The 16,671-nt window shown below is 63.0% G+C and carries 15 protein-coding genes; 5 read left to right on the forward strand and 10 right to left on the reverse strand.

The window, feature by feature from the left end; genetic code table 11:
- Positions 1-478 precede the first annotated feature (478 nt).
- Entirely contained in the window at positions 479-1,585 is a 1,107-nt protein-coding gene (locus tag PLL20_17955; GenBank protein ID HPD31881.1) for a cellulase family glycosylhydrolase, read from the reverse strand.
- 336 nt (positions 1,586-1,921) lie between these two features.
- Here PLL20_17955 and PLL20_17960 point away from each other — a divergent pair, with 336 nt between their 5' ends.
- The 3 genes from PLL20_17960 to PLL20_17970 all read left to right on the forward strand — a co-directional run bounded on the left by PLL20_17960 (position 1,922) and on the right by PLL20_17970 (position 5,270).
- Entirely contained in the window at positions 1,922-2,944 is a 1,023-nt protein-coding gene (locus tag PLL20_17960; protein ID HPD31882.1) for a DUF2961 domain-containing protein, read from the forward strand.
- Positions 2,945-3,314: 370 nt separating this feature from the next.
- Positions 3,315-3,998 (forward strand): protein-L-isoaspartate(D-aspartate) O-methyltransferase, encoded by a 684-nt coding sequence (locus tag PLL20_17965; GenBank protein HPD31883.1) that lies wholly within the window; start codon positions 3,315-3,317, stop codon positions 3,996-3,998.
- Between the two features lie 6 nt (positions 3,999-4,004).
- Positions 4,005-5,270, forward strand: a complete 1,266-nt coding sequence (locus PLL20_17970) for a VCBS repeat-containing protein (GenBank protein ID HPD31884.1) — start codon at positions 4,005-4,007, stop codon at positions 5,268-5,270.
- 31 nt (positions 5,271-5,301) lie between these two features.
- Here PLL20_17970 and PLL20_17975 read toward each other — a convergent pair whose 3' ends face one another.
- Complete coding sequence (locus PLL20_17975; GenBank protein ID HPD31885.1) at positions 5,302-6,246, reverse strand: class I SAM-dependent methyltransferase; 945 nt, start codon at positions 6,244-6,246, stop codon at positions 5,302-5,304.
- Between the two features lie 225 nt (positions 6,247-6,471).
- Positions 6,472-7,068 (reverse strand): EF-hand domain-containing protein, encoded by a 597-nt coding sequence (locus PLL20_17980; GenBank protein ID HPD31886.1) that lies wholly within the window; start codon positions 7,066-7,068, stop codon positions 6,472-6,474.
- Between the two features lie 248 nt (positions 7,069-7,316).
- On the opposite strand from PLL20_17980, the gene PLL20_17985 reads away from it, so the two are divergent.
- Entirely contained in the window at positions 7,317-7,955 is a 639-nt protein-coding gene (locus PLL20_17985) for a sigma-70 family RNA polymerase sigma factor (protein HPD31887.1), read from the forward strand.
- Between the two features lie 48 nt (positions 7,956-8,003).
- On the forward strand, positions 8,004-11,066 hold the full coding sequence (locus tag PLL20_17990; protein ID HPD31888.1) for a serine/threonine-protein kinase: 3,063 nt from the start codon (positions 8,004-8,006) through the stop codon (positions 11,064-11,066).
- An 8-nt stretch (positions 11,067-11,074) separates the two neighbouring features.
- Here the strand turns inward: PLL20_17990 and PLL20_17995 are convergent, their stop codons facing one another.
- The 7 genes from PLL20_17995 to PLL20_18025 form a co-directional block, all read right to left on the reverse strand.
- Positions 11,075-11,245, reverse strand: a complete 171-nt coding sequence (locus PLL20_17995) for a hypothetical protein (GenBank protein HPD31889.1) — start codon at positions 11,243-11,245, stop codon at positions 11,075-11,077.
- Between the two features lie 175 nt (positions 11,246-11,420).
- On the reverse strand, positions 11,421-11,939 hold the full coding sequence (locus PLL20_18000) for a hypothetical protein (GenBank protein HPD31890.1): 519 nt from the start codon (positions 11,937-11,939) through the stop codon (positions 11,421-11,423).
- A gap of 507 nt (positions 11,940-12,446) precedes the next feature.
- Entirely contained in the window at positions 12,447-13,370 is a 924-nt protein-coding gene (locus PLL20_18005) for a hypothetical protein (GenBank protein HPD31891.1), read from the reverse strand.
- 31 nt (positions 13,371-13,401) lie between these two features.
- A complete protein-coding gene (gene tsaA, locus PLL20_18010) occupies positions 13,402-14,007 on the reverse strand; it encodes a tRNA (N6-threonylcarbamoyladenosine(37)-N6)-methyltransferase TrmO (protein ID HPD31892.1) in 606 nt (201 codons plus the stop codon).
- Positions 14,008-14,012: 5 nt separating this feature from the next.
- Positions 14,013-14,615: a hypothetical protein gene (locus tag PLL20_18015; protein ID HPD31893.1), complete on the reverse strand. Its 603-nt coding sequence runs from the start codon at positions 14,613-14,615 to the stop codon at positions 14,013-14,015.
- Positions 14,612-15,343, reverse strand: a complete 732-nt coding sequence (locus tag PLL20_18020; protein ID HPD31894.1) for a DUF1559 domain-containing protein — start codon at positions 15,341-15,343, stop codon at positions 14,612-14,614. Before PLL20_18020 ends, PLL20_18015 begins: the two co-directional genes overlap by 4 nt.
- Before the next feature lie 519 nt (positions 15,344-15,862).
- Positions 15,863-16,546 carry a transposase gene (locus PLL20_18025; protein ID HPD31895.1) on the reverse strand — a complete coding sequence of 228 codons (684 nt, stop codon included), beginning with the start codon at positions 16,544-16,546 and terminating at the stop codon, positions 15,863-15,865.
- Positions 16,547-16,671 lie beyond the last annotated feature (125 nt).

The following is a 16,671-nucleotide window of genomic DNA, read 5'->3' on the forward strand; positions in this document are numbered from 1 at the left end:
TCCGGGCCGAGCGGATTCCGGGCCGAGCGGATTCCGGGCCGAGCGGATTCCGGGCTGAGCGGATTCCGGGCCAACATGCGCGCATCTGGCGGCGTAAGATACGAGCAGCGAAAGACTTGCGTGAGCCGTTGTCCTTCATCCCGGTTTGTCCGGACCGCAGGCGTTGGGTTTGTTTCGCAAAAAGCGAGGCGAAGGATTCGAGCGGACGGGTGCCGTGGGATCGACAGGACATTCATTCCGGGCCGCCGCCGGGGGGGCACTATGAAGTTGTCAATGAGCAGCGGGAGACGTCGTCGGCGGCGCGGTGTCGGCTCGAGAACCGCCACCGGGCCGAACGGACTGTCACCCATGGTCGGTCAGGGGGATAACATGTTGGGTGCTCCGGAAATGGCGGAGTGTATCGAGCGGAGACTGATCCGAGGACACTCACGGGTCGGCGGCCGGTTGAATTCGCGCAATCGGCATGATGTCGCGAATGTCATTGCCCCTTTCTGATCTTGGCGCTCAACTCCTTGAACATCGCGATCTCGGCCGGGTCATAGGGTGTCCCGTCTTTATGGAAGAGGTCATGGAACCAGGGCTTGGGCTCAGGGGCGCCCTGTTTGGAGCCCCAGGGGTAGATGGTCTGGGTTTTGCCGGAGACCAGACCCCAGTTGATGCAGCCGACACGGTGCCTGGCGAAGATGGGCAGATGCGACTGCACGACGCTGACCGGACGGCGCATCCACTCGGTGCAGATCACCGGGCGGCCGTGTTTCTTCAGTTCCGCGATCTGGTCGGTCAGGCTCTTGGCGTCGTTGTAGTTGTGGAAGGTGATGACGTCGGAAGCGGCAAGCTGAAACTCGTTGAGTTCCTTGTTGTCGTACCAGAGGCCGGCACTGAGCGGCTGCGACGGCCCGGCGGCCCGGGCCCACTCGAACACCTTCTTGAGCAGCGGCAGCGATTTGAGGTGTTGTTCGCTGTTACCCGGCTCGTTGTACAGGTCCCACAGGAGGACTCGTCGGTCCTGGCCGAACGTGCCGATCACATCGCGGACATATCGTTCGAGTCGTCCCCACTCGGCCGGGTTGTTGACCACGGCCTTGCCGGGGCTCTGCATCCAGCCGGAGTTGTGAACGCCGGGGATGGGGTCAGGCTGCTTGCCGATCTTCGGGTTGTCGTTCCAGCAGTCGTCGAAGATGACGAACAGCGGCCTGATGTGGTGCTTGTCGGCGATTCTAAGGAAGCGGTTCATCCGCTGCTTGAAGCCGTCCGGATCGGCCTGCCAGGCGAGATCGTGAAGGTACACGCGGACGGTGTTCATGCCGATGTCGGCGGCCCACCCAAGTTCGCGATCGATCGTGGCCTCATCGAATGTCTCTGCCTGCCACATTTCGAGCTGGTTGACGGCCGTGCTGGGGATGAAGTCGCACCCGACGAGCCACGGCAGGGCGGCATACCACTGGTTGGCCTTCTCGGCGGTCCATCGGGAGGCAGGCTGAGAGGCGGCAGCGCCGCCGGCTATGGCCGGCATGATCGCCGGAAGAGTGACGGGCACAATCGTCAGGCACAGACTCGAACCAAGCCGATCAAGAATTCTGTTCATGATTGCCTTTCCGTTCGATGAGGGATGCCTCGGGCTGAACCGCGACTCGCATCCGCGCGCCGGTGCTCGGCCAGAATCCCAGCGACGAATCGCCGGGCTATTCTCGTTGGCCGCAACGGGGCTTGTCCATGGCGGGCATGGCTGGGTTCCGCCGAGGAATCGCCAGGCTGTTTCCATTGCTCACCGCGGGGCCCCAGTGGACGGCCACTGTCTGGCGGATGCACCTGTTGTCACGATTCTCGTTTCGCGGGCTGTGCATGTTGGGCCCGCGTGTGGTAGTCTACCGCAAATTGCGGACTCGTGACAAATGGTCTGTTGACGTGAGGAAGTCTACAAATGTCGGATGCCATCAACATCGCGGTCAAGCCGGCCGGAAGATCCCGGCAGTTGACGACCTTCAATCTGGAAAAGCGGTCGAAGACGGTTGTCCTGCCGCCCGGGCGGCCGGTGACCGTCGGCGAGGTTCAAGGTGCCGGTTACATCGGCCGCCTCTGGCTGACGTTTCCGGGCTGGTTCTGGCAACACTGGCATACGACGGCGGCGATCGATCCGACGATGCTCAAGTCGTTGATTCTGCGGATCTATTGGGACGGCGCGGCCACTCCGGCGGTCGAGTGTCCGATGGGTGACTTTTTCGGCGCCGGCCAGTGCGAGTTCAACTCGTTCACCTCCCGGTACGTCGGCACGTCCAGCGGCGGGTTCTACAGCCACTGGCCGATGCCCTATGCCAAGGGTTTCCGCATTGAGGTCGAGAATCGCCACCCGCGCAACGGCACGGACATTTTCGTCAACGCCAACTATCAGGAACTCGATGCGATGCCAGAAAGAACGGGCTACTTCTGCACCCAGTTCCGGACCGGCCGCCGCAAGCCGGGCGAAGAAGCCCTGATCGTCGACACCACCGGAAGCGGTCACTTCGTCGGCATGATGCTGCACATGCAGGGCGAGCTGCTGCATTACCTGTCGTTTCTGGAAGCCCCCGAGTACGTCTACATCGACGACGACTGGGACAAGCCGCGATTTACCGGAACGGGTCTTGAGGACTACTTCAACGGGGGCTGGTATTTCCGGGACGGTGAGTTCAACGGGCCTTTGCACGGCGTGCCCCTCAAGGACCCTCTGCGGTCGATGGTCACCATGTACCGCTTCCACGAGGCGGATGCCATCGCGTTCGACAGGCGGTTCAAGCTGACGTTCGTCAATCCGTGGGCGGTCGACCGGCTCAAGCCGTACTGGTACTCATCGGTCGCCTACTACTACTGCAACGCGCCGGCGCCGGTACAGCCGCCGATGCCGCCGCACGAAGAGGTGATGAAGCTCTACCGCACCAGGGATACGGATCACATCTCGATTCCGTGAGCGTCGGTAGCAGACGGCGCGGCTGCCTGTCTCGGAAGCCGGAGCGTGAGCCATTCGCAAGACCGCGAGGCGGACGCACGCCCGAGGAGGCCGCTCCGCGAGGGGCGCGGTTCTGAAAGGGAAGCCTCACGTTTGCCCGCCGATTCTGCTGCGGGCCCATTGCGGCGGGTGCCCGCCGACCCTTTGTCGTCGCGGGTGTCGCGGGCGGCCTGTCGGCCGGTGCCCGACCGGCTCTGCGAAAACGGCGAAACGCTCCTCAACACCCGGTTCACCCCCTCCGCAGCCCATGTCGTGCCCCCGGATGGACGCGCGTACGTCGACGCTCGTACAATGCGCAGCACTTCATTACTGTCCGTCAGGCCATGCCGTCATGCACGATTGGATGCTTGAAGATTACCGTGCTTCCCGCCGACAGATGATCGATGAGCAGATACGTGGGCGGGGCATCGAAGATCCCCGCGTTCTCGCCGCCATGGAGGAGGTGCCGCGAGAGCTGTTCGTCCCGCCGGACAAACGAGATGCGGCGTTCTCCGACGCGGCATTGCCCATCGCCTGCGGTCAGACCATCTCGCAACCGTACATCGTCGCATACATGACGGTCTGTCTGGAGGTGGAGCCTCACCATCGCGTGCTCGAAGTCGGCACGGGCTCGGGCTACCAGACGGCGGTGCTGGCGAGGCTGGCCGGCGAGGTCTACACCATCGAACGCGTCGGGCCTCTCCTCTTGGCGGCCAAGTCGCTGCTGGACTCGCTTGGGGTGCGCAACGTCCACTATCTCCGGGGCGACGGCAGCCTCGGCTGGCCGGAGTTCGCGCCCTTTGACCGGATCATGGTGACGGCGGCGGCCCCACGCGTGCCAGAGGCGTTGGTGCGGCAACTGAGCGAGGGCGGGCGACTGGTCATACCGGTCGGCGGGCATTCGCAACAAACGCTGACGCAGGTCAGGATCGAGAACGGACGCGTGATCGAGACGCCCGGTCTGCCGGTCCGGTTTGTGAAACTGGTCGGCGATCAGGCATGGTCGACGAACACACCTCCGAGCGAGGAGGAATGAGACGCGATGAAGCAAGCACAAGCCTCGTACCGGCCGAGCTCGCAAGCACTCGGCGGCGTCCGTCGGTTCCTCTTCCCTGCGATGCTTTCGATTGCCTTCGGCTGTGCATCGACGGGCCGCGACGCTCTATCGGCGTGGCCCCTGCACGTGATCGACAACTCATCTGCCGGTGCCGACGGCGTTCGACTGGCGGACGTCAATGGTGACCGGCTTCCCGATGTCGCTGCCGCATGGGAGGAAGGCGGCCTGATCCGAGTCTACCTGCATCCCGGCACGCGGGCGGCCAGACGACCGTGGCCGGCGGTCACGGTGGGACAGGTGAGTTCGCCGGAGGACGCCGTTTTCGCCGACCTCGACGGCGACGGGGCCTTCGACGTGGTCAGTTGTTGCGAGGGCAAGGAGAAAACCGTCTTCCTTCATTGGGCACCCCGCGAGCGGTCGCGATACCTCGACCCAACGGCATGGAAGACAGAGGGCTTGCCGGCGTCCAAGGGCGTCTGCCAATGGATGTTCTGCCTGCCGATGCAGGTCGATGGGTGCAATGGCATCGACCTTGTGGTCGGCGGCAAGAACGATGGCGCCGGAATCGGCTGGTTCGAGGCCCCGAACGAAGCGCGCGATCTGAACGCCTGGAAGTGGCACCCCTTGTACGATGCGGGCTGGATCATGTCGCTGATCGCCGAAGACATGGATGGCGACGGCGACCTGGACATCGTGGCATCGGACCGCAAGGGAACTTCTCGCGGTTGCCTGTGGATCGAGAACCCAGGGCATGATCACGCCCGTCTCGGTCGGTGGCCGGTACATCGGATCGGGCTGGGCGATCGTGAGTACATGTTCCTGACTGTGGCGGACCTGGATGCCGACGGTCTTCGGGACGTCCTCGCGGCGACGGCCGGCGGTGAACTGGTGTACTATCGGCGAGCAGCGGCCGGGCCGCCGGAGTGGGAAAGCTACACAATCAGGTTGCCGGCCGATGCCGGAACGGGCAAGGGTGTGGGCATCGCGGACGTCGACGGCGACGGTCGGACCGACATCGTTTTCAGTTGTGAGCAATCAAGAGGCAAACGCGGCCTGATGTGGATGAAGTACGCCAACTCGCCTGCCGAGCAAAACTGGACCGCCTTTGACATCGCGGGTCTCAGTGGCACCAAGTTCGACCTTGTCCAACCGGTTGACCTGGACGGCGACGGCGACCTCGATGTCATGACCACCGAGGAGACCGAAAGGCTGGGCGTTATCTGGTACGAGAACCCGTTCTCGGGTTCCTGATGTTTTCGGCAAGCCGTCGACAACCGGTCTGTCAGCGCTTCTTGAGAGTCACGCCGACTCCCGCGCCTTCACTGTGAAGGAACAGCGTTTCCAGTTTCGGGTCGGTGGTAACGGCTTTGAGGTAGCCTGGGTCACCCTGGCCGGGCTTGATGTTGTGAGCGACGATCAACCCGCCGGGTCGAACGAGCGGCAGAAGCTTTTCGAGATAGTCCAGATAGCCTTCCTTGTCCGCATCGATGAAAAGCAGATCGATGTTGTCCTTCACGGTCGCGACCGTCTCATGAGCATCACCTTCTACGAGCGTGATCAACTCGTCGACTCCTGCTTTCTTGAAGTTCTGCCGCGCCTCGGCCGCACGTCGGGCGTCGATCTCGAAGGTGGTAAGCTTGCCGCCCGTCGCCTTCAAGGCCAGGCCGAGCCAGATTCCCGAGTAACCAACCGAGGTTCCGATCTCGACCACGTGCTTGGCTCCGATAGCCTCGGTCAGCAGGCGGAGCAAACGGCCATCTTCCATGGGTACGCTCATGCCTCCCGGCACCGGCTTCTTGTTGAGTTCGGTCAACACGTCGAGGATTCTCTTCTCGGCGTCGTCCTTGGGTATCGGTGATGCCTCGGCACTCTCGCCACGCCACCCCGGTGGCGCGCCGCCGGGCCCTCGACCGGGGCGTCTCATCCCGCTCATATCCGGCGGGCCGCCTTCGGCGAACGCCGGCAGAAGTTCGTCGGGCGTCAGATCTCCGTCGTTGTTACGATCGAGCTTGGCCAGCGCGGCAACGGCTCCTTCCCTTTCCGCGGCCGAGATAATCCCGTCCTTGTCCGCATCCAGTACCTCGATCACAGGGCTCGGCGGCGGTAGCGCGAAGTCCGTTCTGCCGCGTGCCGTCCGCGCATCCGGCCTTCTCATCTGCTGGGCCGCCGCGAAGCCCACCGCGCAAGCCGCCACCGCCGCGGCTGCAAGAGCCAATCTGATTCTCATTGTTGAGACTCCTTCATTCTTGTCTGACTTGCCTTCCTGCGGCGGGGTTGCCCCGCGTCACCCCAATGCGTGTGCATCCTGCAAGTCGGTCTGTTTGCCGCAAGCCCGCCAATGCGCGGACCATCGCACATTGTAAACCGATGCCGTCTGCCCCGTAACAGGAGCAGATCGGCATCGGCCTTCCTGTGTTCTCAAAGCTGCGGTCCCTCCGCGGCCCGCTTTTCGTTACTCAGCATCCGCAGGCGGCGGTGGAGGAGGTCCAAATCGGCAGCCGCCATGGCCACCAGGCCCCATCCCGTGACCTCGCCCCGGAGGAGGAGGAGGAGGAGGCGGCGGCGGAGCTGCCGCGGCTTCATCCTTGTCGATGTTCCCATCGCCGCTCGTGTCAATCTTTGCGAAGACCTCCTTCATCTGTGCCGTCATCGGCGCCGTGAATTCCTCCAGGGTCACATAGCCGTCTCCATTCGCATCCAAGCGCATGATGTGATCACCGGCCTGGGGTTTCTCGCCGTCCTTTGGGGGTTCCGGGGGCACCGGTCGCAGTTCCTTGGCCGTCAACACTCCGTCGCCGTCGGCATCCAACGTCAGCAATGCCGCTTTCGCGCCATCAATTTCGGCTGCCGAGAGTTCACCGTTCTTGTCTGCGTCCAAGACCGCCATAATGGGCATAGGCGGATGACCGCCACAGAACATTGGTTTGGCTGGTTCATCGCTCGATAAGCCCTTGCCCTTCACGGCCCCGTGCTTGCCCTGTCCGGCGATGGCCCAGCCGATCAGGCAGACGGTAATCAGTGCTCCCATAAACGCGATTTTGGTCTTCATTGCTGCTTCTCCGTTTTGGATTCCTGCTCTTGCCCCACGGACGCTCCGCGCGGCTATTCATGGAAACGCAAAAGGTAAGGCTTTTTCTACGGGTGCTCCTATGAAAATCGCCCCTGATCGCAACTTCCGACGCTCCCAGGCGTTACAATTTGTGGAGAAACGCCGGTTGGGCAAGTGCGACTCGGTCCATATGAAGCGAGGGCACCGACCTGTCTCTCTATACGGGCCCGTCTGAGGGGCAAGCAGGTATGACCAGCGAGCAGAAGACAACGAAAAGCCGTATCGAGCGAGTACGAGCCGGAGACCTTCAAGCTCTCGTTGCGGCATTCGAGGAGTATCGCCCCCGACTGGCCAAGACGGTTCTCTTCCGGTTGGATCAGCGCCTTGCCGGACGGCTGGACCCCGATGACGTTCTCCAGGAAGCCTACATCAGCGCTGCCCAGCGTTTTGGGCATGTCGAAGGCGATGATGAATCGGCGCTGTTCATTTGGCTTCGGATGATTGTCCTACAGACGCTCGCCGAGCTTCACCGGCGACACCTCGGCGCGCAAAAGCGCGACGCCGGCCGCGAAATCCCCCTGCATCAAGGGGCATCCTCCGAGTCAACCTGTCTGTCGATGACCAGGCATCTGGCGGCCGGCGTGACCTCGCCTTCCCTCGCGTTGCGCCGGTCGGAGTTTTGTGAACAACTGCATCATGCTCTCGATCAGATGGACTCCATCGATCGGGAAGTGCTGGCATTGCGTCATTTTGAGGAGCTCACGAACCAGGAGGTCGCGGAAGTACTGGGCATTCAACAAAAGGCCGCGAGCATTCGATACGTTCGCGCCTTGCGCCGGCTCAAAGCCATTTTGGACGAATTGTCCGGCGTGAATCCTTGGGCCTGATGCGGCGACCTTCGACGAGGCCGGCGCGCGAGACGACGGAACCGAATTATGAACGAGAACGATAGCGAACGAGATCCCCTGGAGATGCTCGCGGCCGAATTCACCGAGCGGTTTCGGCGCGGCGAGCAGCCCTCTGCGGAAGAATACGCCTTGCGGTGTCCGGAGATGGCCGGTGACATCCGTGAGCTGTTCTCCATGATTGTCCGCGTCGAGCAGGCCAAGACGACCGGCTCCGGACGATCTCGCTCCGAAGCGATCGGCAACCAACCGGCGCCGCGACAGCTCGGGGACTTTCGTATTGTCCGCGAACTCGGTCGTGGCGGAATGGGGGTCGTCTATGAGGCTGAGCAGGAATCGCTTGGACGACGCGTGGCCATCAAGGTTCTTCCGTCGGAGTACCTGTCCAGCCAATCTCGCCGCGAGCGTTTTGAACGCGAGGCGAGAACCGCCGCACGGTTGCACCACACCAATATCGTCCAGATCTTCGGCGTGGGACAACACGACGGCCGTCCCTATTTCGTGATGCAGTATATCCGCGGCGTCGGGCTCGATGCGGTTTTCCGGAGTCTGGCCACTCGGAACATGATCGCCCGCTCAAGCGATAATCAGCAAGCCGGTCCGAACCTGGCCGGCTCGGACCTTGTCCAGGTGGCGAGGGAGCTGCTCGACTCGCGGACCATGACGGATTCGACAGACCGTGAGACGAAACCGGCACAGAGCGGCCCGCATGCATATCCGACCGCGCCGACGGCCCAATCATCGGCATACCCGCTCGTCTCGTCGGTCGGTGCGCCTGCCGGACATGGCGGCAACGGCTCGTCGCGTTCGTTCTTTTCCGGCCCGATGGGCTACTGGAACAACCTCGCCCGACTCTTCGCCCAGGCGGCCGATGCGCTTTCGTTTGCGCACCGACAAGGCGTCCTTCACCGCGACGTCAAACCTGCAAACCTCCTGCTCGACGCGGACGGCATGTTATGGGTGACCGACTTCGGCCTGGCCAAGACCGAGGATTTCGCCGAGCTCACAAAGGCGGATGACGTCGTGGGCACACTGAGATACATGGCCCCCGAACAACACGAACACCGCTGTGACGAGCGCAGCGACGTCTACGGGCTGGGCGTCAGTCTCTATGAATTGGCGACGCTTCGACCGGCGTTTGTCGAAAAAGGCGGAGGGCTCAAGGCGATTCTTTCAGAACCGCTGTTTCCGCCGCGCCGGCTGTGCCCGACCATGCCTCGAGACCTGGAGACGATCATTCTCAAAGCCACCGCCCGCGAGCCGGAGCACCGCTATTCGTCGGCCGCCGAGTTGCGAGATGATCTTCTTCGATTTGTCAGCGATCTTCCGATCCAAGCCCGGCGGATCTCGGCACCCGAAAGGCTGCTTCGCTGGGCCCGGCGCAACCCGGCTCTGGCAACCGCGGCCGGCCTGATACTCGTTCTTCTGATCTCCATCGCCGGGATCTTCTCGACGGCCTATTTCAAGGTCCACAAGGCCAATATGGTCACTCGCACGCAAATGGAGCGGGCCCAGGCTACGGCCGATCTGGCCGTCGCCGCCATCGACGCCATCTTCGAGGAGTTCGCGCCGGTCGGGCTCGCCGTCTCGCAGGAGATCAGCTTGAATGACACGGAAGATGGCAGCCTGGTCGTGAAGGTTCCGCCCGTGCTTTCTCCCGAGACGGCCGCATTCCTGAGAAGAATGCTGTCGTTCTATCAGGAGCTTGCACAGCAGGAGGGCAATGCCCCATCGCTTCTTCTCAAGATCGCGGCCGCTCAACGGCGCGTGGGTGACATCTACAGCTTGCTCGGCCAATATGAAGCTGCGAGAACGGCGTACGGGGAGTCAGCCACACAGTACGAACGGCTCCGCGAGAGGGGAACCGACGACGACACTCTGGACATCGCTCTGGCACGGCTCAAGATTCAACTGGGACAGACATTCGCCTCCGAGGACGAAATGCCGGAAGCCGCGGATCAGTACGAGACGGCTCGGCAGATCCTGCAAAGCAAGCTCGACGCCGGGTCCGGCTCGCAGGAGGTGCGGTTTGAGCTTGCCAGAGCCTGCTACATGCTCACCAACCCTCTATTGGCGGCCGTGCCGATTCACCCTATCGACCGTCCCGCGCATGGGCCCCCTGATTGGGCCGGGCCGGGTCCTCGTGGCCTGGCTCACGGGTCCGGCCGGCCTCCCGCACTGCTACTGCCGCACGGACCGCCTCCGCCCGCCCCCCAAGATTTGATCCCGCCGGGACCGCCGCCGATGACCCAGCCGCCGGATCGAGGAGACCGGCACCGGGATCGCGACCGGAACCGCCTGCATTTGCAGCAGGCTATCCAATTGCTCACTGGACTGATCGCGGAGAAACCCAGAGTTCCTGAATACCGACATCTGTTGGCCCTGTGCCTTCGCGAAACCCCCGGCCCGCAGCGCCCGGCTTCGCGGCCCGCCGATAACGGGCCTTTGGAACAAGCAGTGGCCATACTGGAAGACCTGGTCGCCGAGTACCCGCACATACCCCAATACCAGTTCGATTTGAGTGAAACCTACGCCGTGCAGGCGCGATGGGACGGCTCGACAGATCGGCTGGAAAGGGCTCTGGGCATCATCCAGTCACTCGTTACCCGGTGGCCAAACGTACCAAGCTACCAGTTTTCGCTCGGCCGGTTACACCTGCGATTGTGGGATCAAGGCATGCAGGCGGGTCAGCCTGATGCCGCCTTGCCCAACCTGCAACGGGCCGTCGAGCTGCTCGTCGATCTGACGAAACGGTATCCGTCGGTACCGAGTTATGCCGTGGCCGCGGCGTTCTCCGAAATGACCCTGGCCCAGTGGCGGCAAGCCCAGTCCAGGCACGATGAGGCCCGGATCCTGCTGGAATCCGCGGTGCGTCGCCTGGACGAGTTGACGGCCTCCGAAGGGCCCAAACCACACATTGGATTCATGGCCGCCCAGTGCTACGGGCAACTCGCTCGCGTCTACCGCAGCTTGGGCAAGCATAATCTGTCGCGCGAGGCCGAGCAGAAATCGGCGACCCTTCGCCCGCCCCACGGCCCTGCACCCCTTCGGGAGCCTGAGGCAGAGCGGCCAAGATCCGGCGGCGGGATCTGATCAGGCCGCTACGTGGGCGTCCCGTACCAGACGGTCACCGCCCCGTCACTGTGATCGCAGGAGTGCGAAATCGAGATGACTCGTTCGGGGCCGTCCTGACTGGCGAAATCAGCAGCCTGTTGAAACAGCTCCTGCCAACTGGCCAGCGTCCCTCGATAAACCTCAAAAGCAACTCGCATCAGATCATCTCCCATTCATTCCTGCTCGAAATGTGTGTGAAAACCGTAGGGCATGGTCGGAGCCACCGAAGGTGGCGGAGACCTGCCGGTCTTGGCGCTCCCCTACCTCCACATCTGCTGGCCCCAGATGCGTGAGCAGGTGGGGCACCCGAGAGGTTTCGGTTCTCGCACACATTTAGACGCCTATTTGACCTCGTTGTTTCAACTTCAGCAGCCTGCCTCCCGTCCTCAACTGAGCCGACGGGCAGATGTCGGCCAGCACGCACTCGCCGCAGCGCGGCTTTCGGGCCCTGCAGATCTGGCGACCGTGGCGGATCAGAAGGACGTGAAATGCATATACCTGCTTCGGCGGGCAGGCCGGTTCGAGAATTTCGTGGGCATCCTCGGCCGTTGCGTCGTCGGGGATCAGCCCAAGCCGCCAGGAAACACGATGCACGTGTGTGTCGACCGGCAACGCAGGCTTGCCGAGGTTGAAGAGCAATACGCACGCCGCGGTCTTCGGCCCGACGCCCGGCAGGGCCAGCAGGTACGCCCGGGCTCGTCCCATCGGCCGGCGGCGAAGGAATTCGAGCGACAACCGGCCGCGATCCTCGTGGATGAACCGCAAGATCGCCTGGATGCTGCGCGTCTTCTGTCTGCGTGAGCTGCTGGCCCCAGAATCCTTTCTGAGGCCTTCCGCGTCGAGGATTCCCATCCTCATTATCACCGAATGCCGAACGGATTCGGCCAGGGGAAGCCGCCTGGGAGGTATTACGAGCCTGCCGGCCCCAGAATCCTCTGGGGGCCTCCGTGTCGAGGGGCTGACCGCCCCGCCCGTCGGCAGGATTGGCCACGAACAGTCGCAAGAAGGCACAAAAAGGGAAGGGGAGCGATCGGGGGGCTGTCAGGCTGTTCGACTGTTCGGCTCTTGGGGGCCGGGCAAAGGAACCGGTCGGCGGGAAAGGTTGGACTCCTCGCCCTTGCGGTTCCTGCCTCCCAACAGTCTAACGGACTAACAGCCTGACAGTCCAAGGCGGCCTCCAGCCGCCCTTGCATCCCACAACCTGCGGTCCAGTCTTCCGGTCCGTTTTTGAGGGCCGGCTTTCCAGTCCTTGAACCCCACAGGCGGCGACTCGGGCTGGTAATCTGGATCCCACGCAGACGCCTTGGCGCGAGGCTGACGGGCACCCCCAGATCGGCGATGAACAACCGATAGCAGCGGCTACCGCTTATGTCTCCACTTGTTTGCCAGCAAACAGACTGTCCCTGCCAAGAACCCCGCCGCAATCGCTGGCTCCGGGATGGTAGTGTAGGCCAACACGGTTTGATCCACAAGCCCATCCGTCGTCATGCCCATTCCCGGGTTGGTCCAGGCAGGGTTAGCGGTACCCTGGGCAAACAGCAGCCAGGTTGCATCCGCCGGGAGCCTGGGCTGAACCTCGTTCAGGAGCCATGATTCGAAGTCCGCCGAAGTGCCGCCAAAGAATCCAAGGGGGTCGTCCAGCGTGACCAGGTCCATCCCCGCCGGCGTCAGTTGGCTAACCGGAATGATGAAACCGTTCCAGCGGTAGTTGTCGAAGGTCATGTCGATGGTGCCCGAGCCGGCATAGGGGGTATCGAAAAACCAGTCAAAGAGGAGTTCAAACCCCCAGTTCGCGTCGGCTGAGGCGGCATAGGAACCGCTGTTAGGCTGACCATCCACGAGACCGTAGGCGCCGTTGGCGGCCGTGTCGCCGGGGCGCACCAGGCGCTGCGCGCTGTACTTGCCCGGCGCGACGTATCCGTCGAAGGCGAGTGACGAGATGGAGGCGGAACCGCCGGTCCACAGGTTCATGTCGAGAGTGAACGTCCCGGTCATGGAATGAATGCCCTCGGCGTAACCCGGCGGGTAGTCCGGCTCCCAGATGCCTATCGGGTTCATGAAGTTGAACGTGAAGGCTCCCTGGGGGTTAAAGGTGCTCCCGGTGATGTCGTCGGACGTTCTGACCAGATGGTCGCCCGATACACCCACCAGGCCCTTCGGCTGAGGTAGGAGCATCTTGTTGTCCGCGTGAGTCAGCAGGGTGAACGTGATTGCATCGCCCCTTGCGGGGGCGGCAGCCGCCAGCATTCCAACCGTAACGATCCAAGTACAGAATTCTCGCATGTTTGTTCCTCCAAGATTCCCGTTGCTTTAATCAAATGCTTGACTTCCGCGCCCTTGCGCGAGCCTTGAGGTTTCGGTCATGTCGCTCGCAGCCCGGGTCGTTTCCTGGTGTCGCCCCTTTGTGTTCGTGCCCTCCGTGGAAGTGGCTCGCCAAATGCTCGGCAACCCAGCGCGGTAACCGGGCGTCCGGCCGACTGTCGAAGTTGGGAATGTAGGGTTTGATGTCCAGCACTGGCGTGGCGTCCAGCGCATCCAGCCCCCGCACGACAAGGTCGCCGCGCTCCGGGTTGAACTCGACCAGTTCCACCACGGACATCCCGATAGGATTCGGCCGAACAGGCATCCGCGTGGCAAACACCTTCACATGGGGCGGCTTGTGATGATGCCTGGGCATCTTCCATTCCCTGGCACGGTGGACCCAGAACAGCACAATGACGTGGGAGTAACCTTCCAGGCCCCGCAGGCCATTGGCATGCCGGCGAAGCAATCGGATCCGACACGCGTCCTCCGTCCAGGCCCGATGCGAATGAGGGACATCCTCCGGGCAGGAGTAGGTTGAATGCACGTAGCCGATGGGTCGCACGGTAAAAGCCGTGGCCACTGCGGACCGGCTGTCTGCTTGCAGATCTTGGGGCATCGCTCTTACCTGGTTCCGCTACGGTGACGCCACGGCCGTGCAACCACTATTCCAGCCCCTATGCCAAGCAGGGTGTTCACCACTAGGACCGCGCAGCATGTCGCGGTTCCGGGCATGCGCATCCCCGGCGGCAACGTTACCAAGGCCAACAGCAGCCAGGCGGCAGCTACCCTCGTCCCAGCGAGGACGGCGCCCGTGACGGCCAGGCGCAGCCGGGACTCATGCCAGCCGCTCGTTCCCCGCCAAACAGCGTCGGCGACGGTCGCCGCCAGGACAGGCACTACCAACCCTGTTGGCAACAGGCCCGGCACTCCCACGGTGAGCCGTGTGAGGACTTCCGCAACCGCGGCGGCCGTCAGAACGCCTGTGCGGTTTACCCGCCACAACACCATCAACAGGATCAGCGCCCTTGGCATCGCCGCCGCTGCGGAACCCACCAGCGGCATCGCGAGCCCTACTCGCACGTGCCGGCCGAGAAGCTGACCGATCCATGCGCACAGGAGCCCCGCAACCGCTACCAGCAGGAGGTCGCGAAGGATCGCGATTACCCGGACATGCGACCCTTGTGAAGCCAACCAGCCTGTCGGAACCAGTGCTGTCGTTCTCACCTTTTGTCTCCAAATGCCCCCGGTGTCCTGTGGTTCACAAACTGAACGCTTCCGTCCACGAAAAGCACGTTCCGTCCGCCGCCCCAGCCGCCCTTCTGCCGGTGCGGGAACACGGGCACGTCCTGCCTCACCCAGTCGCTCATCAGCCACCGCTGGGCTGTAGAGTCGCTGCGCAAGAGGTGTGGGTATTCCGACGCCCGCAAAGGCAAGGGCATGCGCGGATCGCGCCGTGTTATCGAGAAGTACTTGTAGGTGATCCAGCGGCGCTGCCAATTCTCGTCCGTATTCACCACGGAGTCACCGCCCGGGCCGCCATACTCGTGGCTCTGCGCGTACGGTTCGATCTGGTCCGCGCTGGGGCAGTAGAAGACACCGCGGGCGGGTACATGGAGCGGGTACAGGCTATCCACCAGCGACCCCTGCGGGTTGCCGCAGAGTTCCTCTACGGGGAACCGTCCGTCGTGGTTCAGGGCGTAGAGGTGCAATCCCTGGCCGAGGCTGCGCAGGTTAGTTGCGCAGACCGTCCTCCTGGCTACCTCTTTGGCCCCCCCTAGGCAGGGCAGCAGGAGCCCAACCATGATGCCGGTGATGCTGACCACGACCAGCAGCTCCAACAGGGTCACGCCCGCATGCCCCAGTTGGTCGAGACCTTCGGCCCCCGAGCGGGCAGGCAGGAGCAATGCACGACCAGCGGATTGTAGCCAGCGGCACCTCATAATCAGCCCCATCGTGTTACGATCCGCAGAATAGTATTACCAAAGACGGCAAGCCGTTGCAAGAGGAAAACCTGCGGGAATTCTCGGCCACACCCATCGTTCTCAGCAGAAAGAGCGGACCACCGTTCTTGGGGTTTCGTCCTGCCGGTACCTGCGGGACGTCCAAGTGCTTTATCGGCGCGCGAGCGAGGCGGACAAGGCGAGCATCATTGACACCGCAGCCGACACGTCGGAGTTGACGTCGCTGGTGTGCTGCGACAGGACGGTTCAATCAGCCCGTCCAGGGGCCGACCCCACGACCGCCATCGCTGCGGACCATGCACCTTCTCGAGACGGCGGACGATGAGGCGAATCTTCGATCGGATACTGGTGCCCGTTCGCATCGTCATCCTACCTTGACGAGCCGAGGGGTTTATCCCCTCGGTCCTGACGAGCCGGCACGGATAAGGGGACGGGCACGGATAAGGGGCACGGATAAGGGGACGCACGGATAAGGGGACGCAGCTCTTTTGTCAACCCTCCTAATGCTTCTTAACTGTCGTGATCCTGCTTTCTGGGCCGTCCGCGAGGTCGGAGGGTTGATTCGAGGCCGAGTTGCCCGGCCGTGCGGGTGATCCAGGCGGGGGAGCCGAGTGGTTGACCTCGCCGGACGGCCACGCGAATGGCATCGACCTCGGCCTGACTCTGCGGCCGGTTGACCGTCGCCAGCCAGTTCCGCGGGATGCCTCCCGGCCAGTCGGAGAGGATCTCGCGGGCCTCGGGCACGCCGCAATGACGCCGCCAGAGGCTGGACCACCGCCAGTCCTCGGCCCGCTCGACCAGGTTGGCCCGCAGGGCATTCCGCTCGACATAGCGGCAGACGGTCAGGAAGTGCTCGTCGCTTTGCACGGGGAACGACTTGAAACGCCCCTGGTAAAGATGGTCGGTCCCCGTGTTATGATAGTGTGTGTGCCAGCGCATGGTGTGCGCGTGCGTGAGCCAGCGGACGAAGGCGGTCAGCTCGCCGTCGGCCCGCGGCCACAGCACCATGTGCCAATGATTGGGCATCAGGCAGTAGGCCAGCAGACGGATCGGGCAGCGCTGCCAGGCCTCGGCCACCACGGATTCGAATGCTTCATAGTCCCGCGGTTTCTGGAGCAGCGGCAAACGGGCTACCGCCCGATTCAGGACGTGGTAGATCAAGCCGCCGGGAGCAACACGGGCTTGTCGAGGCATGGGCTGAAGGGTAGCATAGAGGCATATGGAAGTTAAGAAAAAGAGCTGCGTCCCCTTATCCGGTCTGAGACGATGGCATCAGCGCGATCCTATTGGGTATGTCGACGGCGCAAGCCTCTACGAGT

The sequence above is a fragment of the Phycisphaerae bacterium genome, assembly GCA_035384605.1.
In the GTDB taxonomy this organism is placed as follows: Bacteria; Planctomycetota; Phycisphaerae; order UBA1845; family PWPN01; genus JAUCQB01.